General features: G+C 42.5%; 25 protein-coding genes, 1 tRNA gene and 2 pseudogenes. 26 read left to right on the forward strand and 2 right to left on the reverse strand.

From position 1 onward, the window contains the following. Positions 1–179 precede the first annotated feature (179 nt). The 3 genes from DFR58_RS19590 (at position 180) to DFR58_RS19600 (ending at position 1,510) form a co-directional block, all read left to right on the forward strand. A tRNA-Gln gene (locus tag DFR58_RS19590) sits at positions 180–253 on the forward strand. 211 nt (positions 254–464) lie between these two features. Then, positions 465–884 (forward strand): Kelch repeat-containing protein, encoded by a 420-nt coding sequence (locus DFR58_RS19595; RefSeq protein ID WP_170138240.1) that lies wholly within the window; start codon positions 465–467, stop codon positions 882–884. A 185-nt stretch (positions 885–1,069) separates the two neighbouring features. Continuing rightward, a complete protein-coding gene (locus tag DFR58_RS19600; protein ID WP_341457419.1) occupies positions 1,070–1,510 on the forward strand; it encodes an RICIN domain-containing protein in 441 nt (146 codons plus the stop codon). 567 nt (positions 1,511–2,077) lie between these two features. Here the strand turns inward: DFR58_RS19600 and DFR58_RS19605 are convergent. Together DFR58_RS19605 and DFR58_RS19610 are read right to left on the reverse strand one after the other, a co-directional pair. Further along, a complete protein-coding gene (locus DFR58_RS19605) occupies positions 2,078–3,079 on the reverse strand; it encodes a nucleotidyltransferase domain-containing protein (RefSeq protein ID WP_114299866.1) in 1,002 nt (333 codons plus the stop codon). A gap of 203 nt (positions 3,080–3,282) precedes the next feature. Further along, a pseudogene (locus tag DFR58_RS19610) lies at positions 3,283–3,420 on the reverse strand (DNA polymerase beta superfamily protein); the annotation flags it as partial. A 226-nt stretch (positions 3,421–3,646) separates the two neighbouring features. On the opposite strand from DFR58_RS19610, the gene DFR58_RS19615 reads away from it, so the two are divergent. The 23 genes and pseudogenes from DFR58_RS19615 to DFR58_RS19720 all read left to right on the forward strand — a co-directional run bounded on the left by DFR58_RS19615 (position 3,647) and on the right by DFR58_RS19720 (position 25,473). After that, positions 3,647–4,156, forward strand: coding sequence for a YcxB family protein (locus DFR58_RS19615; protein ID WP_114299868.1), 510 nt, complete (start codon positions 3,647–3,649; stop codon positions 4,154–4,156). A gap of 60 nt (positions 4,157–4,216) precedes the next feature. Then, positions 4,217–4,483 carry a hypothetical protein gene (locus DFR58_RS19620; protein WP_114299870.1) on the forward strand — a complete coding sequence of 89 codons (267 nt, stop codon included), beginning with the start codon at positions 4,217–4,219 and terminating at the stop codon, positions 4,481–4,483. A 186-nt stretch (positions 4,484–4,669) separates the two neighbouring features. Then, positions 4,670–5,581 carry a ribonuclease Z gene (locus DFR58_RS19625; protein WP_114299872.1) on the forward strand — a complete coding sequence of 304 codons (912 nt, stop codon included), beginning with the start codon at positions 4,670–4,672 and terminating at the stop codon, positions 5,579–5,581. A 30-nt stretch (positions 5,582–5,611) separates the two neighbouring features. Next, positions 5,612–6,154 (forward strand): CDP-alcohol phosphatidyltransferase family protein, encoded by a 543-nt coding sequence (locus tag DFR58_RS19630; RefSeq protein ID WP_114299938.1) that lies wholly within the window; start codon positions 5,612–5,614, stop codon positions 6,152–6,154. A gap of 107 nt (positions 6,155–6,261) precedes the next feature. Continuing rightward, complete coding sequence (locus DFR58_RS19635; RefSeq protein ID WP_242987739.1) at positions 6,262–7,500, forward strand: Bcr/CflA family efflux MFS transporter; 1,239 nt, start codon at positions 6,262–6,264, stop codon at positions 7,498–7,500. 344 nt (positions 7,501–7,844) lie between these two features. Beyond that, on the forward strand, positions 7,845–8,822 hold the full coding sequence (locus tag DFR58_RS19640) for a Gfo/Idh/MocA family oxidoreductase (protein WP_114299874.1): 978 nt from the start codon (positions 7,845–7,847) through the stop codon (positions 8,820–8,822). A 39-nt stretch (positions 8,823–8,861) separates the two neighbouring features. Continuing rightward, positions 8,862–9,662, forward strand: a complete 801-nt coding sequence (locus DFR58_RS19645) for an HpcH/HpaI aldolase family protein (protein ID WP_114299943.1) — start codon at positions 8,862–8,864, stop codon at positions 9,660–9,662. Positions 9,663–9,679: 17 nt separating this feature from the next. After that, the gene (locus DFR58_RS19650) at positions 9,680–10,462 is read left to right on the forward strand and encodes an SDR family oxidoreductase (RefSeq protein ID WP_207659291.1); all 783 of its coding nucleotides are present in this window, start codon (positions 9,680–9,682) and stop codon (positions 10,460–10,462) included. A gap of 34 nt (positions 10,463–10,496) precedes the next feature. Further along, positions 10,497–11,687, forward strand: coding sequence for an N-acetylglucosamine-6-phosphate deacetylase (locus tag DFR58_RS19655; protein ID WP_114299878.1), 1,191 nt, complete (start codon positions 10,497–10,499; stop codon positions 11,685–11,687). Between the two features lie 27 nt (positions 11,688–11,714). Beyond that, positions 11,715–12,650 carry a 6-phosphogluconolactonase gene (locus DFR58_RS19660; RefSeq protein ID WP_114299880.1) on the forward strand — a complete coding sequence of 312 codons (936 nt, stop codon included), beginning with the start codon at positions 11,715–11,717 and terminating at the stop codon, positions 12,648–12,650. A gap of 160 nt (positions 12,651–12,810) precedes the next feature. Next, positions 12,811–13,869 (forward strand): GntR family transcriptional regulator, encoded by a 1,059-nt coding sequence (locus DFR58_RS19665; RefSeq protein ID WP_114299882.1) that lies wholly within the window; start codon positions 12,811–12,813, stop codon positions 13,867–13,869. 87 nt (positions 13,870–13,956) lie between these two features. Next, positions 13,957–14,904, forward strand: coding sequence for an aldo/keto reductase (locus DFR58_RS19670; RefSeq protein ID WP_114299884.1), 948 nt, complete (start codon positions 13,957–13,959; stop codon positions 14,902–14,904). A gap of 7 nt (positions 14,905–14,911) precedes the next feature. Beyond that, entirely contained in the window at positions 14,912–15,703 is a 792-nt protein-coding gene (locus DFR58_RS19675) for an SDR family oxidoreductase (RefSeq protein ID WP_114299886.1), read from the forward strand. Positions 15,704–15,739: 36 nt separating this feature from the next. Continuing rightward, positions 15,740–16,606, forward strand: a complete 867-nt coding sequence (locus DFR58_RS19680) for a dihydrodipicolinate synthase family protein (protein WP_114299888.1) — start codon at positions 15,740–15,742, stop codon at positions 16,604–16,606. Positions 16,607–16,622: 16 nt separating this feature from the next. Further along, a complete protein-coding gene (locus DFR58_RS19685) occupies positions 16,623–17,063 on the forward strand; it encodes a hypothetical protein (protein WP_114299890.1) in 441 nt (146 codons plus the stop codon). A gap of 1 nt (position 17,064) precedes the next feature. Then, complete coding sequence (locus DFR58_RS19690) at positions 17,065–17,520, forward strand: hypothetical protein (protein ID WP_114299891.1); 456 nt, start codon at positions 17,065–17,067, stop codon at positions 17,518–17,520. A gap of 99 nt (positions 17,521–17,619) precedes the next feature. Next, the gene (locus DFR58_RS19695; RefSeq protein WP_170138241.1) at positions 17,620–19,224 is read left to right on the forward strand and encodes a response regulator; all 1,605 of its coding nucleotides are present in this window, start codon (positions 17,620–17,622) and stop codon (positions 19,222–19,224) included. A gap of 638 nt (positions 19,225–19,862) precedes the next feature. Then, on the forward strand, positions 19,863–21,233 hold the full coding sequence (locus DFR58_RS19700) for an ABC transporter substrate-binding protein (RefSeq protein ID WP_114299895.1): 1,371 nt from the start codon (positions 19,863–19,865) through the stop codon (positions 21,231–21,233). A gap of 199 nt (positions 21,234–21,432) precedes the next feature. Further along, a pseudogene (locus DFR58_RS22655) lies at positions 21,433–21,537 on the forward strand (sugar ABC transporter permease); the annotation flags it as partial. A gap of 33 nt (positions 21,538–21,570) precedes the next feature. Continuing rightward, positions 21,571–22,227 carry a carbohydrate ABC transporter permease gene (locus DFR58_RS19705; protein ID WP_423230850.1) on the forward strand — a complete coding sequence of 219 codons (657 nt, stop codon included), beginning with the start codon at positions 21,571–21,573 and terminating at the stop codon, positions 22,225–22,227. Between the two features lie 21 nt (positions 22,228–22,248). Then, positions 22,249–23,136: a carbohydrate ABC transporter permease gene (locus DFR58_RS19710; protein ID WP_341457418.1), complete on the forward strand. Its 888-nt coding sequence runs from the start codon at positions 22,249–22,251 to the stop codon at positions 23,134–23,136. A gap of 101 nt (positions 23,137–23,237) precedes the next feature. Next, the gene (locus tag DFR58_RS19715) at positions 23,238–24,995 is read left to right on the forward strand and encodes a cache domain-containing sensor histidine kinase (RefSeq protein ID WP_114299899.1); all 1,758 of its coding nucleotides are present in this window, start codon (positions 23,238–23,240) and stop codon (positions 24,993–24,995) included. 28 nt (positions 24,996–25,023) lie between these two features. Next, positions 25,024–25,473, forward strand: a complete 450-nt coding sequence (locus DFR58_RS19720) for a NanQ anomerase/TabA/YiaL family protein (RefSeq protein ID WP_114299901.1) — start codon at positions 25,024–25,026, stop codon at positions 25,471–25,473. The last annotated feature ends 37 nt before the right edge of the window (positions 25,474–25,510 follow it).

Below are 25,510 nucleotides of genomic sequence, written 5' to 3' on the forward strand. Positions count from 1 at the left end.
TTATTATTTGTAATACTAAATACACTTTGCCACTTTGTAAGACATAATGCAGCTAGCTTTATTCGCCAAGGTTGCATTTACTTTGTCAACTGAGGCCTTAAAAAAATATATAAATTACTTTCATATAACTCTTGCATTAATGTCTAAAGGGTGCTATAATAACTTTTGTCAAAAAATATTGCGGGTTTGTGTAATGGTAGCACTACTGACTCTGGCTCAGTCTGTTAGGGTTCGAATCCTTAACCCGCAGCCAATAAGGCAGCTTCTTAAAAAGGAAGCTGCCTTATTTTGTGTCCTTTGCGAAGCATCAAGATCGTTCTTTTGCCTTACATTTCTCAATCGGTTAAATCATTAAACAGCATAAATCTCAATCATACCAAACAAAAGACTTGTTAATAAATATTTACATATAATTACAATAAATTATAATAAATTACGTAATGAATTTAATTGGAGGTATTTTTATGAGAGGTAAAGGTATTTTAAAGGCAAGCTTTATTATGCCCATAGTATTTGCAATCATTTTATTGCTAATGCAAATAGCGGGTGCGTCGGGGGAAGGAGAATGGACAGCAAAAGCACCTATGTCTACTGCGAGAGGTTATTTTCAGGCAGAAGTAATTAACGGTAAAATTTATGCCATTGGAGGACGCAACAATCAAGGCTATATGATCTCAGTTGAGGAGTATAACCCTGTAACAAACAGATGGACAGCAAAAGCACCTATACCTACCCCGAGACAAGCTTTGCAAACAGAAGTAATTGGCGGAAAAATTTATGCTATTGGAGGGGTTAACGGTTCAGGTACCTTACCTCTGGTAGAGGTATATGATCCGGCAACGGAGCTGTTGTTTTTTGGGATTGGTATGGTACTGTTGATGTAATTTACAAAAATTGGGGGAATATTGGTATATCATTAGGAAATGGACAGATTATACATGCCGATTATAATAATATAAAAATCACTGGGACGTATATAGATTCTTCACGTAAATATCGCGGGTGGGGAATATGGCACAATAATACTCTTGAATCGTCTTCATCTTCTCAAGGTATAGTTTCAGGCGGCATATATACACTTGAATCAAGGCAGGGAGGTATGTTGAATATTTATGCTGGGACTGATAAGGATGGAACAAAAGCTTGTATATGGCAAAGAGACGGGAGCAAAGAACAGCAGTTTCGAGTGGTAAATATAGGCTCAAATAAGTATAAGATTTATGCTCTTTGCAGTAGCAATGGATACGGCAGAGTTCTTGATACCAATAGAGGCACATCAATTTCCAACCCTTTAAAATATGGATTAAAAATTGACATCTGGAGTTCAAACGATGCACCAGCACAAGAATGGTATATTATAGATTTAGGCAACGGCTATTATAAAGTAGAACTTGCTGCACTTAAGGATGGGATGGTAACTAGTGCAGGGTCTGCAAATAATAGTAACATAACATTAGAGAAAAATACAGGTGCATACTCTCAGCAATGGAAATTTGCTAAGGTGGGATGAAGAATTGCAGCTCTGCATGGGTATTGTTAAAAGCCTTAGAGAATAATAGGGGCTTTCTACTACTACAATTTATATTTACCTATCTGTTGTTGGTTTAAATGTATACGCCAACCCGCAACCAAATGAAAACTATGATTTTAATACAATGGAAAACTCTTAAATTCAAGGGGTTTTCGTTGTTATTAGAGTAAAATTGTAGGTTAAAATGAGCTTGATTTTGTTATTAGACTACCAATTAAAGGGAAAAACGCACACCTACCAATCATAATTGGCATAAGAGTGTGCATTTTTTTATTAGGGTGTGCAAACTTTTTAGCGGGAAAAATGATGGAGGAAATTTAAGTACTCCAAATTTTGTGTCAATATATAATGTTGTTTCCGCATACGGCACACGTGGAGACGGTTACATTACTAACAAAACTGTAGTTTTTCTTTGGGTGAATTCTTGGAGTGCCGTGGGGGCTATAAAAAAAGTATAGTTTTGTTTGGTATAAACTGAAAAGTGGTAATTCTCAAAAATGCAGGATTTTATTTGGCATATTTCATATTAGCGAAATTGAAATATGATTATAACAATATTTTACCATAAATCCCCATCATTAATTCTTCGACTTGCTTATAGTCTGGTTCATCAGGAAGAGATGTGTTTTCAGCCGCTGATTTGAACCTGCGTTCATATTCGTCAACCATCTGAAATACATCGTTATAGCTGTACTTCCCGTTACGTATATCAAGGAAAAATTCACGTTCCTTTTCTCTGTAAGTATTAACCCCTTTACCCTCAAGGATCTCCGTGCCAGTAACCAAGAGCCTGATTAAGTGCATGGCGTGCTTGTTGAGGTGAAGCTCATCCTTTTTGCTGTTCCTATGATTCAGTTTGGAGTAATCCTTTACAATGTTATTCATATCTGAATAGATATTTTTAAGGTCTCTTAGGGGATAATGTTTCAGGCTTATATCAATAAAGATTTCTGTGTCCATTTCTTCTTTATTCGATTGATCAATGTATAAGGTGATTTCGCTGTCTGTGAAGCTTTTATAAGTCCGTTTTAAATGATCCATTTGTCCTGAAATACTGTTAAGGATATGCTGCTCCTTTTCTGCTTGAGGGTAGTTATCCCTGGCAAGAGCATTCTGCAGCCTTCTAATCTGGGCTGTTGCATAATTGCCAAAACTCTGGATAGCTTTTTTAGATAAGAATAAATCAACATTATCCCTTAGAAGTTGGCCTTCCTTTGTTATGACGAGGAGATGTTCAGACCTTGTGCCCAGAATCTCCAGAACATTTGGGTTGCTATTCAGGCACAGAGTAATAAACTTTTTGAGTCCGTAAATCACAGTGTCTGTAGTCCTGTCCTCGAACTGCTCAAAGCTTGATAATCCCATAATATCCTGTTTTGTTTCTATCGTGACGCCCCTGACATCAATATCGCTGGTATCAACATTTGTACCATAGGCAATAGAACCTGCTGTTGTAAGTATTAATATATTCCTTCCAAGGTGCGGATCTGTCCTTAGAAACTCATATTCGAGTTTATTTAGTTTATCTTTTATATACGGTACATCCATGTGCAAACTCCTTTAAATTTTTAGGGACATTTCTTAACGTAAAAGAATTACTTCCTGTTCAGAAAGGTGTGTCCCTTTTCCTTAATCGCCCCAGACTTCCTTAAGTGTTTCTCGGAACAGAATATTTAAGGCCTCATAATCGGATGTTTTTTCTTTTCTGACTGTTTTGAGATATTGCTCGTAATGAGTTATATTATATGAGTATATATAAACCTTACATCGTAGTCGCTGTCTTTGGATGCGAACCCCCAGCCTTTGCTACCGGATTCAATAGCAAAGAGAATTTTGATGTCGTTTTCTTTTTCAATTGCACTAAGCTTGTTTATTATAATATCCTGAATATTTTATTTCTCCTAAATTACTTGTATTCTAAATTATACCATATAAATGAAATCGGAGGTTAATGAAAAATTTCATTTGGAATAGATTCCTTTCAATAGTTCAAAATTCATGATAAATATGGTAAACTTTTTGTAGTCAATACACTTTATGTCTGTTAGAACAGTAAACTTGTAAATTATAGTGATTTGATATTTTTGTTTTTCTGAAGTATTACTGGAGGCTATTATGGATAAAAAACTTGAGGTCAATATAAACTATTGCGATAAGGATATTAAGCAAGCCATATCTTATATAATTATCAGGATAAATAAGATATGGGTTGGTTTTGTATGCTTTTCAGGAGTAATCTTAAGTATGCTGATATATGGTTTCATAAATGGATTTAGCAGCTATCTTAAAGGGCAAACAATAGTATTTACAGTATGTGGGTTTTTATTTTATGCGATTTATTATCAAATTCCGGTTAATGGATATGTTGATTTCTATCGAAAACGTAAAGGTGGAATTTATACCTTTTCAGATCACGACATAAAAATTGTTGGTGAAGAAGTTCAGAGCATTTGTGCTTGGGGCATATTCAAAAAGGGATATGATATTCATAATTCTTTTTTACTTAGAGATGAAAACAAGTTTCTTTACATCTTTCCCAAACGGTGCTTTGATAATGAGGCAGATATAGAAATGCTTCGGCAGGTGATGTCTGAGAACATAAAAGATTATAAAGTATGTAAATGATGCCTAAAGTTTTTATCGAGAAGGCTAATTGGGAACTAAAAGTATAAGGGTGGGGTTAAATTGAAGCCATTTAATAAGACAGAATGGTCAAAAATTAAGAAGCAAGGAATTATGGCTTATTTGTTGATGCATTGGATACTAGCTGCTGCTCTTCCAGCTGCTTTGATTCTATCAATATTCAGATTTGTCTTGAAGGGATTTGACTTTGGGTATTTCACTTTCAGATACTTTATTGCAAATCTTATATTCTGTAAAGTAATTGCAATTATTTGTGGCTTACGGAAGTGGCGAAAAAATAATAAACTGTACCAAATTCCTGAGGAATGAAATGCTGGACAAAAATAGAGGATTATAGGGATACGATGTATACAATAGCATTGTCTCAAAAAGTAGAGTTTTTTGATGAAAACAAAACCCGGTAAGGCTGCCTGACAGTACTTGTATTGTAGTGATTGAGAAGCAATAGATATTATATATTTCATCAAAAGAGATAGAGTAAAGAAGGAGAAGCTTATGCTTGATGTTTGTTTGCTAGGAACAGGAGGGGTGATGCCTCTGCGGAACAGGTGGCTCACATCTCTTTTAATAAGGTATAATGGAAGAATGATTCTGATAGATTGTGGTGAAGGGACTCAAATACCACTTAAAATGGCTGAATGGGGATTAAAGTCAATTGATGCTGTCCTGTTTACCCATTATCATGCGGATCATGTAGCGGGCTTGCCCGGATTCCTTCTTACATTAGGTAATTCCGGGAGGGAAGAGCCTTTAACTTTAATGGGACCTCCAGGAATAAAAAAGGTGGTTGAAGGTTTAACAGTGATTTCACCGGAATTACCCTATGATCTCCGATTAATTGAACTACCCGATACCGAAAATGCTGAAGCATGTATTAATGATATTTTTATTAGGAGTATACCGGTTGACCATACCATTCCCTGTCTATCATATTGTGTTGAACTTAAAAGGCAGGGTAAATTTGATGTTGAACGTGCTAAGGAACTAATGATTCCTGTAAACCACTGGAATAATCTGCAGAAAGGTGAGATAATTACACTGGAGAACAGGGTTATTACTCCTGAAATGGTTTTAGGTAAACCCAGAAAAGGAATTAAGGTTTGTTATTGCACAGATACAAGACCGACAGATGAATTGGCGGAGTTTATTAAAGGCTCGAATCTCTTTATTTGTGAAGGTATGTATGGTGATGAGAAGGACACTGTTAAAGCTGAACAGAAAAAGCATATGATGTTTTCAGAAGCAGGACTGATTGCCAGGCAAGGGAATGTAGGGGAGCTGTGGCTTACCCATTACAGCCCGTCACTTACAGAGCCGGAGGAATATATTGACGCTGTGAGGAAAATTTTTGCAAATACAGTTGGGGGAAGAGATTTACTCACAAAAACGATAAAGTATAAAGATTAAATGAACTTTGGGGATAGCTCAATACTAAGAATGAAGCACACGGCAAATATTATAACAATATGCAGGATTTTTCTTTCGCTGTCATTGCTTATTTTTTTGGATAATAAAGCAGTATTTATGTCAGTTTATTTAATATGCGGAATAAGTGATGTTTTAGATGGCGCCATTGCGCGCAGAACCCGCACCGAAAGCCGGGCGGGGGCAAGGCTGGATTCCGCCGCCGATATAGTGATGTTCGGGATTATCACCGCCAGCTTTATTGTGTGGGTTGGGCCTGAACTGAAATCTGTACTGCCCTATGTCGCTGCCGTTGCTCTGCTCCGCATTGCCGGACTGCTTATTGCAGCATATAAATACCGCTGCTTTGCAATGCTCCATACATGGGCAAATAAGGCTTCAGGAGTGCTGGTGTTTATTACTCCTGTTTTATACGCCATAACAGGAGAGGTATGGATTATACCCGTTGTATCCATTATCTGTGCGCTTTCTGCGGTTGAGGAGTGTGCTATCCATATAATATCGGATGAGCTTGATTTGAACAGGAGAAGCATTTTTTATGCGCAGAGGCGTTGAATATTCTATTTAACGTATAGACAGACAGCGGGGCGAAATGCTACTATTCTTTATAAGAATATTTTTTGCAGGCTTAAAAATTGAGCCGCAACAGTGGGAGGCTGAAAGTGGAAAAAACATCAGTTGAGAATGGACAAAAGGAACAGAAGTATCTGGGAAATAAAGGACTGATAGCGTTAATAGCACTTTTAAGTGCGTTCATACCGTTGTCTACCGATATTTATCTCCCCGCACTGCCGAGCATGGCAGGGAGCCTTAATGCGTCGGAGGGGCTCATAAGCCTCACCTTAATATTGTTTTTTATTTTTTATGCCGCGGGAACTGTATTCTGGGGGCCGCTGAGCGATAAATACGGGAGGAAGCGCATACTGCTTACAGGACTTAGCGGATATACCGTTGCAAGTGTGCTCTGTGCCGTATCGGGAAATGTATATCAGCTTATTGCGTTCAGGATTCTTCAGGCGGTTGCGAGCGGCTCCGCTGCTGCCGTGGCCACGGCAATAGTCAAGGATGTGTACAGCGGGAGGAGGCGTGAAGGGGTGCTGGCGATTGTGCAGTCCATGACAATGATATCGCCTATTATCGCGCCTGTTTTGGGAGCTTTTATATTGGGGTTCACTACATGGAGAGGTGTGTTCTTCATATTGGCGGCAATAGGAGTGGCGGCTGTTGCCGCGACTGTCGCATTTCAGGAGACGGCGGTGCAGCTATATAAAGGAGGTATCCTTAAGTCACTGGGCAGGCTGGGGGTAGTGGCCAGAAATCCGGGCTTTATAGCTCTTCTTGCCACATTCTCCATTATGGCAATCCCGTCCATGGCTTTTATATCTGCGTCTTCGTATATTTATATCGGTACATTCGGGCTGAGTGAACAGACGTACAGCTATTATTTTGCTGCAAACGCATTGTTTTCAGTTATGGGGCCGATGGTCTATATGAAGATCTCCAAACATTTTAAACGCGGCAGCATAATTACAGCAAGCTATTCTACAGCAATAGTGAGCGGGCTCCTGATATGTACAATAGGGGGCATGAGGCCGTGGCTGTTTGCACTGTCTATAATTCCTGCTACACTGGCAGGGAGTGCAATACGCCCACCCTGCACTAATCTTATGCTTGAACAGCAGCAGCAGGACGCGGGGGCGGTTTCATCTCTTATGGGTTGTGCCTTCACGCTTATGGGGAGCATCGGAATGGCTCTTATTTCACTGAACTGGCAGAATAAAATAGCTATGATGGGTATTGGCTATATAATAGTTGCGCTTACAAGCTTGATTCTCTGGACGGTTGTTTCAAAAAAGCCTTTTGTACGGCAGGTTTCAAATGTCCCTTACGAGCAGATGTAGTTAATGGCGCTGGAGGCATAGAGACTGCAGTCTGTGTGAAAACTATTTTGAATAAAATCGTAATCTTTAGTTCTTGCAAAAAAGTAGCGAAGGAATCTTGGGGACGGATTCCTGTGCTTCCGCAGCGCAGCGTAGGACTGAAAGGAAAGCATAGGAACCGTACCCCATGATGCCGTAGCGGTGGCGAGTTGCAATTTCTCAAATAACTCTGTCTGCCGTCCCTGCGCATCTACAAATATGCAGGAGATTGGATTCATAAAGCAAAAGGCTATTGACTTTTATTTTTTTTTATTTATAATTAGTGTATAAGACACTATGACACAAATACACGCGAGGTGGGAGAAATGGATGATTTTATACAAGCTCCGGGGAGCATAGCAGGTACAAATGAAATACGTCTGGCAATGCTGGGAATGGTGGATGGCAACGGACATCCCTATTCGTGGAGTGCTATGTTTAACGGCTTTAACCGTGAGGAGATGTCAAAATGCCCTTATGGGGCAATCCCTGAATACCTTGAAAAGGAACCCCCGGAAACGCTTAGGATAAAGGGGGCAAGTGTGACGCATATATGGACGGATGACCCTGAGGATGCCGTAAAGGTGTCTAAGGCAGCCCTTATACCTAATGTGGTTCAAAGTCCGAAGGATGTTATAGGTAAGGTGGATGCCGTTATAATTGCCACAGATAAGGGAAATGAGCATGTAGAAAGGTGCAGGCCCTTTGTGGAGGCAGGGCTTCCAATATTTGTGGATAAGCCTCTGGCCGACAATATAGAGGATTTAAGAGTGTTCAGCAATTGGGTAAGGAACGGAGCTAAAATAATGTCTTCAAGCTGCATGCGGTATTGCAAGGAGTTTATGCCCTACAGGAGGTCTGTAAATAATCTGGGTAAGCTTTGCTACGCCAGCATAAGCACCTGCAAGACATGGGAGAGATACGGAATTCATGCTGTGGAGTCAATATACCCTATAATGGGGCCGGGATTTATTTCTGTGAGGAATACAGGTTCGGCTGACAGGAATATCGTGCATTTAAAGCACTCCTCAGGAGCCGACGTTAATGTTGTAGCTATAAATAACATGTACGGCGCATTTGGAGTTATGGAGCTTTTAGGTACGGCAGGCTATGTTCAGACGGCTCTTTCCGATACCTTTTATTCGTTTAAAGCACAGCTTGAGGCCTTTATAAAGTATTTAACAACGGGAATAAGGCCCTTTCCTTTTTCTGAAACCGAGGAACTTATGAAAATAATAATTGCGGGAATTGCCAGCCGGGAGCAGGAGGGGCGTGAAATAGCGCTGGATGAAATAAAAATCTGACGGCAGGTGTTGCTTATTTAAGGAGGGATATTAGTGGATATGAGGCCTGGCAGGGTGCTTGGCAAGCTTAGAAGGGGAGAGGTTGTAAGCTGCTTTAAGGTGAATCTTTCAGATTCCAGAGTGGTTGAAATTGCTGCAATGATGGGCTTTGACTGTGTATGGACCGATATGGAGCATGTTCCTAACTGCATTTCTCAGGTGGAAAAGCAGGTTCTGGCAGCAAAGGCGTATAACACCGATGTTATGGTGAGGGTTTCAAGAGGAAGCTACAGTGACTATATAAGACCTCTTGAGCTGGATGCTTCGGGAATAATGGTTCCCCATATAATGAGCCTTCAGGATGCCCGTAATGTAGTCGAAATGACGAGATTTCATCCTATAGGGCGAAGGCCGGTGGACGGGGGAAATGCCGATGCAAAATACTGTAATGTGGGGCTTTGCGATTATATAAGCCAGGCAAACCGCGAGAGATTTGTCGCAATTCAGATAGAAGACCCTGAGCCTCTTGAAGAGCTGGAGGAAATAGCGTGCCTTGAGGGTATAGACATGCTGTTTTTCGGCCCCGGGGACTTCAGCCAGGGCATAGGCAAGCCGGGGCAGCTTGACAGCCCTGAGGTTATAGCGGCGAGAAGAAGAGTTGCGGCGGTTGCGGCGGCGCATGGCAAATTTGCGGGAACAGTCGGTTCTGTTGCTAACAGGTGTGAACTGATTTCCGAGGGTTACCGCTTTATAAGTATCGGTGCGGATGTGGTAGGACTGGCGGAGTATTGCGGAGGGGTGGCAAAAGAATTTTCAGGGCACGCAGGGTGTGATGTAAAAAGTATCTATTCAGACAGATAGATTTTATGGAGGTAATAATGAGTATAATGGATTGTTTTTCTCTTAAGGGCAAGGTCGCGCTTATGACGGGAGGCGCAGGGCTGTATGGTACACAGATTGTTTCGGCGCTTGCGCAGGCAGGGGCGACAACATATATTGCGTCCCGTAACATAGAGCAGTTGGAAATTACCGCAAGGTCGCAAAGGGAAGAGGGCTATGAGGTTTTTGCACTCCGTCTGGATCAGGGGGACGAGAAGTCTATATACCAATTAAGGGATGAAATTCTTCGCAGGGAGCAGAGAGTGGATATTCTTGTAAACAATGCCGTGCTGCGTACAATGTCGGGATGGCAGGATGATGCCGAGAACTTTGCAAAAAGTATGCAGATAAATGCCACGGGCGTTTTTATGATTACAAGAGCGTTCGGAGACATAATGGCGCAAAACGGAGGGGGCTCAATTGTTAATGTAGGCTCAATACAGGGAATGATCGGGCCTGATGCAAGCCTGTACAGGGATGTGGGCTTTACAGGGTATATACCCGACTACTTTTTCCACAAGGGAGGAATGATTAACTTTACCAGGTTTACCGCCAGCTATTACGGGCCTCACAATGTCAGGTGCAACTGCATAAGCCCGGGAGGGCTTAAGACAGAGAAAACGCATGAGGAGTTTGTACGCAGATACAGTGAAAGAACATTTTTGGGAAGGATGGGTAATAACACCGATTTGATGGGAATAATAGTGTTTCTGGCATCCGATGCATCGCTTTATATAACGGGAGCCAATATTCCTGTTGACGGGGGCTATACGGCAAAATAAATCCTTGGTATATGTGAGAGGGGGGTGAAGTATTTTGAGTACGCTGCTTATAAAAAATGCTTCTGTGGTTTTACAGGACAGACTGCTTTTAAAGCATTGGGTGCTGTGTGAGAATAATGTGATAGCGCTTATAGGCAATGAAGCTGATTTTGACGGCATAACAGCCGATGAAGAGGTTGATGCCGGTGAAAATTATATAGCTCCGGGATTCATTGACATGCATATACACGGAACATGTAATTACCTTGTAGACAAGGGGAAAAGCCAAGTTGAGGAGCTTTCCGGCATACTTCCCCGCTTTGGTGTCACAGGCTTTTTGCCTACGGTGTGCCCTTTGAATTCCGACGATGAGGATGTCGGGTTTATAAGCTCACTGTCAAAAGCAAAGTCTATTGGGGCAGCTATTTTAGGAATTTTTTTTGAAGGGCATTTTCTGTCGCTGACGGGTGCAATACCTGTTATTCCAAAGGGAGGGGACAGGGTACGGCGGGTAAAAGGGCTTGTTGAGGCGGCAAAGCCATATAAAGCCATTTTTTCAATATCGCCGGAGCTGGAAGGAATGGAGGAGCTGGTTCCCTATATGGCAATGGACAACACTCCCGTTTTTATAACTCATACAGCCGCCAGCGCGATGCAAACGGAAAAAGCAATAGGGCTTGGGGCGTGCCATGCCACTCATTTCTACGACGTATTCCCGTATCAGGGGGAAAAGGAGCCGGGGGTGCGGGGGTGCGGGGCTGTGGAGGCCGTGATGGCTCATCCTCATGTAAGCGTTGACTTTATTCTTGACGGCGAGCATGTCGACCCAATAGCTGTAAAGATGGCATTAGCATGTAAGGGCAGCGACAAGGTGTGCCTCATTACAGACGCAAATATGAGCGCGGGGCTTCCACCGGGGATATATGAGGGAGCTCTCGGTCTTGAGGTAGAAATGCTTTATGAAGGAGGGCCGGCCAGATGCACCGATAAATGCAAATACCCTGGAAGCCTTGCATGTAGTGGGCTAACAATGAACCTTGCGGTGAAAAATGCCGTCCGGCTTTTAGGAGCCAGCATACCTCTGGCAGTTAAAATGGCATCCTATAACCCGGCGCGCGTGTTGGGGATACATAACCGCAAGGGCGCTGTTGCAGAAGGGTATGATGCGGATCTGGTAATGCTGGACAAAGAATTGAATGTTGTAAAATGCTGGGTGGGGGGCCAATGCAGGTATACCGTATCATAATTTATATAATATAAGGAGGAAAAGAGAATGGAAGCATTTAAATTTACGCCGTCGAAGTGGGTGCCGTTTCGTGATACAGGGGTTTTGGAAAGGGTAAGGAATATAGAGAGGAAGGACATAGAGAAGCACCCCAACCCTGATTTTAAAATAAGGGTTATCCCTGACGATGAGCTGGAGCTGATATGGATGACCGATATGTTTGCAAGGATCAAGCAGTCGGATGATGAGGACAAAAGGGTGGTGCTTATTCTGCCAAATCCTGCGCCTACCTACAAAAAGCTTGCGTATCTTATAAATAAGTTCAGGGTAAATTGCAGGAATGTGTATACCTTTAATATGGATGAGTGGGCGGATGAAAACGGAAACGTAGCGCCCGAATCGTATCCTCAGGGGTTTAAGAACGCCACTATGCGTTTTTTATACAGCCAGATTGACCCCGATCTGAGGCCGGACATAAATCAAATCCAGGGGCCGACTACTGAAAATATAAAGGATTACAGCAAAATGATAGCCGATATGGGTGAGGCCGATGCCTGCTACAGCGGGCCGGGGTGGACAGGGCACTGTGCCTTTATTGACCCCGATATACCCGAGTTTTCCTCACAGTCGCTTGAGGAATGGAAGAGCATGGGCGCGAGGATAGTGACGTTGAATCCTTTTACAATAGCACAGAATTCGCTGCATGGAAGCTTTGGAATGAGCGGAGATATGGCTGCCGTGCCTCCTAGGGCGGCTACCATAGGGCCAAGGGATTTGCTTGCCGCAAAGTTCAGGATGGAAATGCACGGACTTACTACGGCAGGAACCTTTGTATCCTGGCAGAGAATGATTTCCAAGCTGGTGCTTCACGGTGATGTTACTCCTCAGGTTCCTTCATCCATATTGCAGACCGTTGACACCGATGTCTATGTAACCGAGACAATAGCGGCAAGGGTAGAGCCTATGTGGAATGTGCAGTATTAAGGGTGTGGGGAATGGGATGCCACTCAGCATTCCTGTGCCCCGCGGTCTATGGTAATATGGTTATTTGTGTATTATAATATATATTGGAATTGATTTTTTAATTGTTCGGTATTTAAGGTGACCACATTACTTAAAAAACAAAGATACTCGGGGTGAAGGAATGGCCAAGTTTGTAACTATAGGCAAATCAAAGCAGTTTTATGATTTTCTTAAAAATGAAATACTGTCGGGTGAGTACAAGGCGGACGACAAATTTCCTTCAATAAGGGATTTGTCGGCTCAGCACGGAATAAGCAGTATTACTGTAAATTCAGTGATATCCAACCTTGTAAATGAGGGGCTGCTGTATGTAGAGCAGGGAAGAGGGACATTTGTAGCTGACAGAAGGCAGGGAAGCAGTAAGGGAAGAAGGATGATAGGGGTAATGTTCTTTGACTTCAGCATGGAAAACAATGTTGAGGCGGGGATGTTTAACGCAATAAATGAGGGGCTTGCAGAAGGGTATTACGTTATACCCTATAATTTCTATAATAAGCTGGATTTGTTCTATAAGGGCTTAAAAGGGCTAACCGAGCTGGGTGTGGACGGAATGATCCTTGTTCCTCCCGCTTCTGAGGATTATGATCCCGACATGGTTAAGCAAATTGTGGGGGAGGATATTCCAATGGTTTTTATAAACAGGAAGATTCCTTCCATTAAGGCCGATTTTTTCACTATGGATTTTGAAGCGGCAGATTATAAGGCGACAAAGCATTTGCTGCAGATGGGAAGAAAGAGCATAGCGCTTATAAAGTCGGACAGCCCCAGTCATTCGCGTCTTATGTGCAATGGATATGAAAGGGCATATAGAGAGGCGGGGCTTGACTTCAGTGACAAATGGCTTATAGAATGGCATAGAGGTATGAATGTTGCGGAGGAGGCGCTTAGGGGGATTTTAAGCAGCATAGACGGACTGGTGGGCAGTGACGTCATTATTTACAGGCTTAGAAAGGTTCTCTATGAAAGCGGTAAAAGCATACCTGAGGATATAGCGATAGTGGGGATAAACGATACGGTATATTCGCGGTTTATGCGGCCTTCCCTTACCTCTGTCCCTTTTCCTTCGCATGAAATAGGCACTGCTGCAATAAAGGCTATTATAAGCAGGCTGGAGATGGGCAGATCCGAGGATATAAGCAGGATTTTTGAAACTGAAATAATAAGCAGGGGAAGCGCATAGGCTGTTACCTGTGACAAAGGTATGTCTTTACCTGTGTGTATAACACACATAGACACTTGTATTGGCATTGCCGGGAGGAGGAATTAAATGAGGTATTCAAATATAAGCGGGTTTAATATATCAAAGTTTACACTGGGGACTGTGCAGATGGGAATGAATTATGGGATAGCTAACAGCACGGGAAAGCCCGGCAGGGAAAAGAGCATGGAAATACTCCGGGCTGCCGTGGCAGGAGGGATAAACTCCTTTGATACCGCGATGCAGTATGGAGACTCCGAGGAGGTTTTAGGAGAGTTTTTTGCCTCTGACTTGTGTAAATTGAGCAGTCCGATAATCACTACCAAGTTTAAGCTTTCCGGCGACGGCCCTGCCTCTGCGCCGGAGATTGAAAGACAGATTTACGGATATGTCGAAAAGTCTCTTGAGAGGCTGAATATTAGCTGTGTACCCATATATATGATACATAACGCGCACGACATAATAAGGCACGGAGCGTCTGTTTCCAATGCATTTAAAAGGCTGCTTGACGAGGGCATGATAAAAAAGGCCGCCGTATCGGTATATACATGTGAGGAGGCCGCCGAAATGCTTAAATATGATGTTTATGAGGCCATTCAGATACCCATAAATATTTTTGACAGAAGCCTTATGGACAGCGGTGTGGTAGCGGAGCTGCACAAGCGCGGGAAAATAATTTTTGCAAGGAGCATATTCCTTCAAGGGCTGTTTCTTATAAAGCCGGATATGCTTAAAGGGAATCTTAAGGATGCGGCGGAGCCATTACAAAGGCTTTCTGCGCTGGCCGACAGTGAAGGGATGAGCATTGCCCAGCTCGCTCTGTCATACGTACGGGATATTGATGAAATAACCAGCCTTGTAATAGGTGTGGATACTGCCGCCCAGCTCTCTGAAAATATGAGTATGATGGAGGGCTCGGCAATTTCGGAAAAAGCCCGCAGTGAAGTACAGAAAGCCTTTTGCGGTATTCCAAGGCATGTTTGTAATCCGTCAATGTGGTCAAAACAGGAGGCTTAGAGCAGATATGAAAAATTTATTTTCGCTGGACGGAAAGGTTATAGTTGTCACAGGGGGAGCGGGCTACCTTGGCTCAGCAATGGTTAAGGGGCTTGTGGAGTTTGGCGCGTGCGTAATGATTGCCGATATGAATATAAAAAGTCATGAAGAGCTTGTCGGCAGCGAAGGCTGCGGTGACAGATTATGCAGCATACTCTGTGATGTCTCAAGCACTGCTTCAATAAGAGAAATGCTGCAAGAAACATTTGAGAAATGGGGAAGGATAGACGTGCTTATAAACTGCGCGACATACGGAGCGGGGTATGGATCGGCGGCAGGGCTTTGGGACATGTCCGACGCCGACTGGCAAAAGGGACTGGATGGAGCTGTAGGCACCGCCTTCAGATGCACAAGAGAGGTTATGAAATATTTCGATAAAAATTCCGGCGGGAATATTATAAATTTCGGGTCCATGTACGGAATGGTGTCTCCCGACCCCGGCATATACGGCTCAAGCGGGCAGAACAATCCTGTGAATTACGGGGCGGGCAAGGCTGCTGTTCTGCAGATGACAAGGTATTGCGCCGCACATATGGCAAGCAGAAACATAAGAGTAAACAGTGTTACTCCGGGACCGTTTCCAAATGTCGGCGGATCTGTACCGGGAGAATTTCTGGATAAATTAAGCAGCAAGACAATCCTCGGAAGAGTGGGGAGGCCGGAGGAGATTGTGGGGGCTGTTGTGTTTTTGGCTTCCGATGCCTCAAGCTTTATGACGGGATCAAATATTGTTGTGGACGGCGGATGGACGGCATGGTAGCCGATAAATAATGTTTATTTTAAGGAGACGATATCAATGAAAGCAGGATTTTACCCGGCATTGGGAACCCCGGTTGACGAAATGGGCAATTTTATTTCCGAAAGCTTTAAAAGGCAGATTGAGGATCAGATTTCACAAGGTGCGGCGGGGCTGCTGGTAATGGGCTCCATGGGGATTGAGCCGTATATCAGGCAATCTGAGTACAGCAAGATCGCCGCCTCGGCGGTAGAAGCGGCCGCGGGAAGGTGCCCTGTACTGGTGGGCGTCATGGACAATTCCATTTCAAGGGTTAACGACAGAATAGCTTTGCTGAAAGGGCTTAAAATCGACGGGGTAGTAGCAACTACACCCTTTTACTATTTGTCGGGACAGGAGGAGCTTAAGGGGTTTTTCGAAAAGATAGCGCTTTCGTCGCCATATCCGCTATACCTCTATGATTTGCCGGCAGTCACCAAAACAAAAATTTCTGCCGACACGGCAAGGTACTTGATGAAGCTTGATAATATAAAGGGAATAAAGACGGGAGATTTGGTTCTGGCAAGAGAGCTTATGAGATGCCAAGAAAAAAGAGAGGATTTCAGTGTGATATTCAGCGGCCTTGATGTGTTTGACGCCGCCTATTCATATGGAATAAAAATGAACCTTGACGGAATGTTCAGCTGCACTCCCGCTGCCGCAGGCAAGATGTACCGGTGTCTGGAAAAGGGCGATATGGAGCAGGCGGCAAAGCATTTGGACAGCATACTTGCTCTGAGGAATTGCATGGCTGAGGTGGGAATATTTTCGGGCTTCACATATGCAATGAACATTCTGGGCTATGAGGGAATTTTTTCTCCGGATTATATGTACAGATACGACGAGAGCAATTTTGATAAGGTGCGGAAGTGCATGTCAAAATTATAGAATAAGGGGGATTTATATGGCGCCTATTAAGGAGTGGTTTGGAGCGTACAACGTAATATTCCGATGGTTTGAAAAAAACTATGGCAAGGAGGCCCTGACGGAATATTGGAGGTTTCTGGCCGAGAGCTGCTTTCAGGAAACCATTGAGAGGTTTAAAGAGGGCGGTCTTAATGAAATAGACAGCTACTTCAGAGAGATCTTTGAAACAGATGGGGGAGAATATACCTCAAGCCTTTCGGAAAACCTTCTTTTATGTGAAATCAAGAAATGTCCCGATCATGATTTTATGAAAGGCTCGGACAATCCTTGCTTTAAGCCAATAGAGGATTACTGCCGGCACCATGATATAATAAATTCCGTTATCGCGCAGAAAGCGGGGTTCAGCTTTTGCATGTCGGAGTGCAGCGGAGAAGGGCAATGCCGATGGATGTTCAAAAGGCAGGGGAGGGATTTTTAAGGTGACGGTTCATGATTTTATCGTAATATATAATGAGAGCTTTAAATATATAAAGGACAAATACGGCGCTGAGGCGTTAAAAGATTTGTGGAGTACAATTTCCAAGCAATGGTGTACGCATCTTGACGGGCTTGTTAAGGAAAAGGGCCTTGAAGGCATGGTGGAGTACTGGGACGGGGACGACGGCACTCTGGGAAGAGAGCAGGCGGTGTATAGTATTAAGCTGGAAAACGGGCTGTTTACGGGTATAATGCATAAATGCCCTTCTGTGGGAGAGCTTGTTGAAAGAAACAGGGAAATATGCAGCGGTGTACCTGACTACTGCGACCACTGCATGGCCCTGTATGCGCCTATTGCAGAGAAATACGGCATAAAAATGCTGTGGAGCATAGAGCATGATTCTAATGGAGTATGTCAGGGCAGGTGCAAGTGGAGCGCGTACCAGACACCACTATAAGTTGACAATAATTGTTTATGGTTTATTATATTGAATAATTGGAGTAATATAATAGTTAAAGAATAGTTAGCGGAAAATGTATTTATTGGAGTGATGCTTGTGAAGGTACTGATAGTTGAAGACGAGGCAATAATACGCTCGGGTATAGTAAAAAAGGTTCACTGGGAAAAGTTCGGAATATATCAGGTGCTTGAGTCAGGCAATGGAGAAGAGGCATATGATATGGTGCTGAAGGAGAACCCTGAAATTATTATTCTTGACATAAACATACCGAAGCTTAACGGAATAGAGCTTTTAAAGAGGCTGAGGCATGATAATATTCAGGCAAGAGTAATAATTTTAAGCGGACATGACAACTTTGACTATGCCCGGCAGGCTATAAAGTACGGAGTGGATAACTATCTTCTCAAGCCTTGCTCCACGAGCGATATTGAAGATATTCTTTCAAAGGTATCCTCAAATATCAGTGCGGTCTATGAGAAAAGGAAGAAGTATGACGAGATGAAGAAAAAGCTGGATGACATGCTTCCTTTCTTCAGGACAGGCTTTATAAATACAATTATTACGGGAGATATCTCCGACGAGGGGCAATTTATTGATCTTTCTGAATATTTCGGAATAAATCTTTCGGGAGAATATTACATTGTGGCGGTAATACTTATACAGAACAGGGCAGATGAGGAGCTAAGCCCTGAGGGTCGGCTTCTGGGCAAGGTGGAGCTGTGTCAGGTGATAAAGGACATTGTATATGCCGATATGGCGTTAATTGACAGCTCCATGTCGGACAGAATACTGCTTTTGATGTCGGGGGACTATGGCGACGAATTGAAAAGAACGTGCTTTTCTGTGGCTGACAGCATTATTGCCGAGGCCTTGGACAAAATTCCCGTAAGCCTTGATATAGGAATAGGAAATGTCAGCAAGGGCATAAAAAGCATAAAGGACTCGTATGACGGTGCTATGGCAGCACTTGAGGACAGGTTCACGGGAGAGGAGAGCGGGGTTTATTTTGTGGAGGATGTTATGCTGTATAACAGCAGCCTTATCAAATACCCGTATGAGGAGGAAAAAAGGCTGTTGGGGTACTTGAAGACGGGAGCAAAGTCAAGGGCGGCGGATACGGTGGACGGCATTGTACTTTTTTTAAAGGCCCAAAAGGACAGGTATCCCGGAACCCTGATAAAAACCCATTTAAAGCAGCTTGTATATTATATGGTTCAAATTGTATATGAGTTCGGAGGGGATATATCGGATTTATACAGCAGCACTAACGTTTTGGGGCAGGTCGAGAATTTTTACCATATAGATCAATATCAGAAATTTCTGAGGGGCTTTGCAGAAAAATTATGTGAATATATTTCAAACAAGAGGTACTTAAAGCATACGTCTACGGTAAGGAAAATAATAGCTTTTATTGAGGAGAATTATTCCGACGAGGGACTAAATCTTGAGAAAATAGCAGAGTATGCCGGTATGCATCCTAATTATGTAAGCCACCTGTTTAAAAAGGAAAAGGGTGAAAGCCTTTCCTCTTATATATGCAAATACAGGGTGAAAATAGCTGAGGGGCTTATTTTAAAGGCCGATCAATTTAAGGTGTACGATATTGCATATGAGGTGGGCTTCAATGACGCTCACTATTTTACGACGTGCTTTAAAAATATTGTGGGTATAACTCCGTCAGAATACAGAAATCTTAGATGAAATAAAGTTATATAGGATGCAACAAAGATTTTACAAACATGGAGGATATAATTGCTTACAGAAATTTTTAATTGCAACGAAAAGACGCCTTGCGGGGAAATGTCTCACGGGTATGTCATCAGGCGCTTTTCTTAGATGTATTCCTTACGGGTCAAAAAAATTTCTTCCATTAAGTTATATCCTCCATGTAAAATCTTTATTGCTAAATATATATCTTAAAATTTTTACGTGTACATTATTATTTTAAAACAGTGAACTTTTAGTATGTGCTATAATTCTAAATACAGTGATGTATATTGTTAAAACAATATTAAATTGTTAAAACAATAGTCTGGGCGGTTTCCATGAATGAAACGCTGTCATTTCAAATTATTTTGAGTCTTCAACGATGAATACACATTTGGTTTCGATGCAGAAAGTATATTTGCGGCCTTAAAAAATAGCTGTGAAATAAATTTTAGCTTAATAGGCTCTGTAAAATTGGTTCAAATTTAATATCCGGGTATTTTAAATTAGAATTATGTAAAACAAATTGCTTAAGCACTGTCAAACAGGCCGGAGGGAACAAAACCGCAGCCTGATTACGCAAGGATCCAAAAAAAAATATAAAATATTTATCTTATGAGGAGGATTTTGTTATGAAAGCGTTTTTTAAAACTATAGCAGCCCTGACTCTTTCGGCTGTGATGGCAGTATCGGTGCTTTCCGGGTGCGGAGGGCCGCAAGGCGGCGAACAGAGCCAAAGCAAAGATGATAAGTCTGCATCGACACAGCAGGAGGTTGGCCTTAAAGAAAAGACTAAAATAACCTTCTGGTTTTATCCCAGATATAATGTATCAGGCAAGGAGAACGGGGTTTATGAAAAAGAGCTTGCCGCAGATTTTATGAAATCTAATGAGGATGCTACTGTAGAGGTAGAGTCGATACCGTGGAACGGCGGGCCTGAAAAGGTGAATATAGCCATATCCTCAAATGCAATGCCCGACAGTGTTTTCGATTTTCCGGGAAGGATAATAGGTTATGGACAAAAGGGCGTTTTAAAGGACTTGTCCAAAATGCTGACAGAGGAGGACAAGAAGGACATACCTGAAAATATACTTTCCCACTGTATTGATAATGGGAAAATGTACATGTATCCCACTGCTGTATCTCCAATAGCAATAGCTGTAAATAAGAAAATTTTTAAGGATGCCGGAGCGCTTGACCTGCTTCCCTTGGACAAGCCTGACAGGGCGTGGAGCATCAGCGATTTTGAGAAGGCTCTCGAGGCTGTTAAAAAGCTCAAGGGAATACAGCCCGTCGTATTATTTGCGGGAAATGAGCAGGGAGACGCTTCCATAAGAATGCTTGTGCAGAATTTCGGAGCCGACTTTGTAAGCGAGGATCACACAAAGGTTGTAATAAACAGCGATGCGGGAGTCGCGGGTGTGCAGTGGTTGGTGGATTCTTATAAGAAGGGCCTGTTTGCTCCAGGGGCGGAGTCTGCAACAGCTCCCGACGCACAGGATTTGTTCCAGCAGGGTAAGGCGGCCTTCTGCCTGCTTTATGGGGCCGCAAACAAGAACATACTTAAGGCAATGATAGACGAGGGCAAGGCCCCGGCGGACTTTGAGCTGGCGTATCTTCCGCAGCCCACTGCCGATGGGGTTTCGCAAAAGGTTGAGGCGCAGGTTTTCGGGTACTGTGTGTTTGACAACAAGGATGACAGCAGGGCTGCCGCATCTCAAAAGTTTATTGACTACCTGTGCAATAACAAGGATATTGTAAAAACAATAGGGGCCTACCCCGTAAGACAATCAATGGGAGACTTATACGATGATCCCGAATTGAAATTCCTTGGTACATTGAGCGGAAAGGTTGCCGATACAGGGTATACCATGAACAATTACGCAAAGGTAAGATCCCTCTGGTTCCCGGCGCTTCAGGCGGCATTGACAGGGGATAAGACAGCCAAGGCGGCGCTGGACGATTTTGCGGCTAAGGCAACGGCCGCTATTGCGGAGAAGTAAGCATTGATTTTTACCGCATGTGCCTGTGGAAGAAAGCTTTTTGCAGGCACATGCACAATCAACAGCATAAAGACTTTGCTTTAAAATTAAAGAAGGGAGAAGGTTAATGCAAAGCCAAAACGGAATGCTTAAATTTAAAAAGGTTTTACCGGGGTATCTTTTCTTACTGCCTGCAATGCTGTTCTTCCTTGCGTTTGTTTTATATCCCATCTTTGATGCGGTAATTTTAAGCATGTACAAATACAACGGTGTCACAAAAACGTTCACGGGAATATCTAATTATGTGACTCTGATTAAGGATGACGTATTCAGGAGATCTCTTTCAAATACCGTGCTTATGGTGCTTATTAATGTTCCTGTAACTCTTGTGGTTTCTCTTATTATTTCGCTGATTGTGTTTAATAAAAATGAATTTATAAGATCATTTACAAGAGCCGCGTTTTATTTACCAGCCGTTTCAAGCATAGTTACTATAAGTATTGTGTGGAAATGGATATATAACCCCATGTTCGGAATTTTAAACTATATTGTCGGCATATTTGGAATAGAGCCGGTAAATTGGCTGGGGGATAAAAATTTTGCTTTATTATCTCTGTCTGCAGTGCTTTTTACACTATCTGTAGGGCAGCCTATTATACTTTATATTGCCGCATTGGGTAATATACCCTCTACTTATATTGAAGCCGCCGATATTGACGGTGCTTCAGCGTGGGTAAGGATAACCAGAATTATCTGGCCTCTGATAAAGCCCACATCTCTGTATATAATCGTGATCACTACCATAAACTCATTCCAGACCTTCGCCATTGTGCAGCTTCTGACCAGCGGGGGGCCGTCCTACAGGACATCGACCATTGTATTCCAGCTTTACCAGAGTGCGTTCTGGAATGACGAATACGGGCTTGCATCGGCAATGGGTATGATACTGTCTTTAATTGTAGTAATTATATCTGTTGTGCAGTATAAATTTCTTTCTAATGATGTTGAATATTAATCACAGGGGGTGTAAATTAAGGTGAAGGGCAATTCTGTTAATATTGCTTTCAGGAATAATATTCCTGCTAGGAATAATATTTCCGCAAATAGTAAAAAAATATTTATAGACAGCGTATTGGTGGGTGTAGTTCTTTTGTTTGCGCTTATGTTTCTGTTCCCTTTCTACTGGATGGTCACAGGAGCTTTCAAAATCCAGATGGTAGCCATATCCATACCACCGGAATGGTTTCCTAAGGCCCCCACGCTTGATAACATAAAATTGCTGGCAAAGGTTCCTTCGGGAAGATGGTTTTTAAACAGTCTTTTCATTTCTGGAGCTACTACCCTTTTAGTGTGTATAACCAGTGCCATGGCGGGCTATTCATTATCAAAGAAGGAGTTTCCGGGCAGGAATATAATATTCTGGATGTTTGTGGCTGTTATGACGCTGCCTAAGCAGGTTATACTTGTTCCCCTGTTTGTTATGATGAGAAAAATGCAGCTCTTCGATTCATTTACAGGGCTTATACTTCCGGCTGTGGGATGGCCGTTCGGAATTTTTCTTATGAAGCAGTTTACCCAGACTCTTCCGTCGGAGCTTTTGCAGGCGGCCAAGATAGACGGGTGCAACGAGCTGCAGACCTTTTTTAAGATTGTGCTGCCTTTAGTAAAGCCGGGTATAGGTGCGCTTGCAATATTTACATTTATGTCTAGCTGGAACGACTATTTCTGGCAGCTTATCATGATAAAAAGCACGCCTATGAAAACTATTCCTCTGGGTATAGCGGGAATGCAGGAGGAATATTCTACAAATTACGGTCTTATAATGGCGGGGAGCACACTGGCATCGATACCTATGATAGCTGTCTTTCTGAGCTTTCAGAAGTATTTCACAAGGGGAATAACAATGGGAGCGGTTAAGGGATAGTCTTTATTTGCAAGTAAAAAGGCACAAAAAGGAGCTTGACGTAAGCACTGTGGATGATAATATGTAAATATACATATTATAAGGCGCGTAGAAGGTAAATAATGATTAATTATATAAAAAAAGTTTTTTTCAGTATGCAGCTTAAATGGAAATTTTTCATATTTACAATTCTGGTTTCTATCATACCGGTGGCCTTCATAGGCATATTTTCCTATAAGGTGTCGCAGGAGTATCTTAAGGAAAGCGTTACAAAGTCTGCTATCATGAAATCCGAGGCGGTTAATTCCAAGCTGGAAAAGTATTTGTCGGATATTGATGATACGTCGCTTATGCTGATATCCGGCTACACGCTTCAGCGCTTTCTCACAGAGCAGGACATGACTAAAAGGTATGTCTACAGGAACCAGCTAAAGAGTATGCTTTCGTCTACGGTATCCTCCAAAACCAATATGCAATCAATCATTATTTACGATAAGGACGGAAACATGTGTCTTTTTGAGACCAATACAAGCAATGACATGGTTTTGAGGGGCAAGGCCGCCGAAAACATCTCCTCAAGCGGCATATACCCAGAGGCGCAAAGACTGATGGGAAGAAGGATATGGACAAAGCTGTTTCAGGATGTGAGCCAGGTTTCCATGATCAGAGTGGTAAATGAGATGGGGGGCCAGAAGCAGATTGGAACCATTGTAATAAATGTCGATGAGGACAGCCTGCGTAAGCAGATTCAGGATATTGACTCTGAAGACGGTGAGCAGTTTATTATTTCAGAGCAAAGCGGAGGTATTATATATTCAAGCACGGGAGAGGAATATGTGCCCGAGGGGGGAGGGGGTTATTCCCAAAGCTCAGGGCATGGAACTATAACCCACAATAACAAAAAATACTTGAATATTTATTATATTTCCGACTTTTGCAATTGGAGGATGGACACGCTAATACCGTTAGATGTGCTGTTTTCAAAGGTTGGGTCTATTAAACAGATTACAATTATAATGATGTTGATGTGCCTTTTGCTGGTGGTTGCATTTTCAATACTTCTTACAAACCTTCTTACAAAACCCATAACAAAGCTCAGTATATTGATGGGCAGGGTAGAGGAGGGGGATTTGGAGATACGCTTCCATAATAGCTATAAGGATGAAATAGGCCGGCTGGGACAGAGTTTTAATTCTATGATAGAAAAGACAAAGATGCTCCTTAGGGAAAATACCGAAAAGCAGAAGAGACTGCGGATACAGGAGCTAAAGGCCCTTCAGGCGCAGATTAACCCGCATTTTTTATACAACACAATTGACACAATAAACTGGATGGCACAGGCTATTGATGCGGATGCTATAAGCGAAATATCCATTGCCCTTGCCAACTATTACAGATTGAGCCTTAGCAGAGGGGCTGAGGTGATAAGGATTGCCGATGAGGTCAGCCAGGTTAAAAATTATCTTACCATACAGAAAATACGGTATGACAAGTACTTAAATTATGAAATAAATATAAGCGACGAAATACTTGATTTGCATATTATCAAGCTTACCCTGCAGCCCATAGTTGAGAATGCCATCTATCACGGCATTAAGGACATGCTTGAGAATGGAATAATACGCATAGACGGAAGGCTTGAGGCTGGCAATGTTATTTTTGAGGTATGGGATAACGGCAAGGGTATGAGCCCCGAAAGGCTTTTAAGTGTAAGAGAAAGCCTTGGAAAAATAAGAACCGAGGGCTTTGGAGTAAGCAATACAAATGAAAGAATAAAGCTCTTTTTTGGAGAAAAATACGGAATTGAAATTGACAGCGCAGAAAACATATTTACAAGAGTGAGAGTTACAATTCCGGCTGTTCATATGCCGGAGCAGTAGATATAAATCAATTAAGGGGATTTTAGAGATGGTCATGGACAAAATAGAGAATGCACATCTGTACTATGGCATGGGAGAGAGAATTGCCGCGGGGCTCAAGTTTCTGCAGCAGGGCAATATGGCAGGGATGGAGTGCGGCAGGTATGAAATAGACGGCTGCGAGGTTTATGCAGTTGTGTCGGCGTATAAAAGTCAAATTGATGAAAAGGCTTTGTTTGAAGCTCACAGGAATTATATTGACATACAGTATATAGCCGGTGGCTGCGAAAGGATTGGAGCGGCTCATATCGGGCTGTTAAAAGAAGCAAAGGAATATGACGAGGCAAATGATTTTATGCTTTATGAAGGTACGGGAGATTTTTTTGTCGCAGGGCAAGGAACCTTTGCAATATTCTGGCCGCATGACGCGCATATGCCGGGTATGGCGGAAGGTAAGCCCCAAGATGTTAAAAAGGTGGTTGTTAAGGTAAGGGTATGACGGTGTTTTTATAAAAATTTTGTGAGGTGATAGAGGC

Origin of the sequence: Anaerobacterium chartisolvens, from assembly GCF_003337415.1 — a bacterium.
Taxonomy (GTDB): domain Bacteria; phylum Bacillota; class Clostridia; order Acetivibrionales; family DSM-27016; genus Anaerobacterium; species Anaerobacterium chartisolvens.

Excerpts from the sequence above, each read along its gene's own strand:
- DFR58_RS19595 (WP_170138240.1), top strand. The coding sequence starts at position 465 with ATGAGAGGTAAAGGTATTTTAAAGGCAAGCTTTATTATGCCCATAGTA.
- DFR58_RS19605 (WP_114299866.1), bottom strand. The coding sequence starts at position 3,079 with ATGGATGTACCGTATATAAAAGATAAACTAAATAAACTCGAATATGAG.
- DFR58_RS19615 (WP_114299868.1), top strand. The coding sequence starts at position 3,647 with ATGGATAAAAAACTTGAGGTCAATATAAACTATTGCGATAAGGATATT.
- DFR58_RS19625 (WP_114299872.1), top strand. The coding sequence starts at position 4,670 with ATGCTTGATGTTTGTTTGCTAGGAACAGGAGGGGTGATGCCTCTGCGG.
- DFR58_RS19630 (WP_114299938.1), top strand. The coding sequence starts at position 5,612 with ATGAAGCACACGGCAAATATTATAACAATATGCAGGATTTTTCTTTCG.
- DFR58_RS19640 (WP_114299874.1), top strand. The coding sequence starts at position 7,845 with ATGGATGATTTTATACAAGCTCCGGGGAGCATAGCAGGTACAAATGAA.
- DFR58_RS19645 (WP_114299943.1), top strand. The coding sequence starts at position 8,862 with ATGAGGCCTGGCAGGGTGCTTGGCAAGCTTAGAAGGGGAGAGGTTGTA.
- DFR58_RS19650 (WP_207659291.1), top strand. The coding sequence starts at position 9,680 with ATGAGTATAATGGATTGTTTTTCTCTTAAGGGCAAGGTCGCGCTTATG.
- DFR58_RS19660 (WP_114299880.1), top strand. The coding sequence starts at position 11,715 with ATGGAAGCATTTAAATTTACGCCGTCGAAGTGGGTGCCGTTTCGTGAT.
- DFR58_RS19665 (WP_114299882.1), top strand. The coding sequence starts at position 12,811 with ATGGCCAAGTTTGTAACTATAGGCAAATCAAAGCAGTTTTATGATTTT.
- DFR58_RS19670 (WP_114299884.1), top strand. The coding sequence starts at position 13,957 with ATGAGGTATTCAAATATAAGCGGGTTTAATATATCAAAGTTTACACTG.
- DFR58_RS19675 (WP_114299886.1), top strand. The coding sequence starts at position 14,912 with ATGAAAAATTTATTTTCGCTGGACGGAAAGGTTATAGTTGTCACAGGG.
- DFR58_RS19680 (WP_114299888.1), top strand. The coding sequence starts at position 15,740 with ATGAAAGCAGGATTTTACCCGGCATTGGGAACCCCGGTTGACGAAATG.
- DFR58_RS19685 (WP_114299890.1), top strand. The coding sequence starts at position 16,623 with ATGGCGCCTATTAAGGAGTGGTTTGGAGCGTACAACGTAATATTCCGA.
- DFR58_RS19700 (WP_114299895.1), top strand. The coding sequence starts at position 19,863 with ATGAAAGCGTTTTTTAAAACTATAGCAGCCCTGACTCTTTCGGCTGTG.
- DFR58_RS19705 (WP_423230850.1), top strand. The coding sequence starts at position 21,571 with ATGGTGCTTATTAATGTTCCTGTAACTCTTGTGGTTTCTCTTATTATT.
- DFR58_RS19715 (WP_114299899.1), top strand. The coding sequence starts at position 23,238 with ATGATTAATTATATAAAAAAAGTTTTTTTCAGTATGCAGCTTAAATGG.
- DFR58_RS19720 (WP_114299901.1), top strand. The coding sequence starts at position 25,024 with ATGGTCATGGACAAAATAGAGAATGCACATCTGTACTATGGCATGGGA.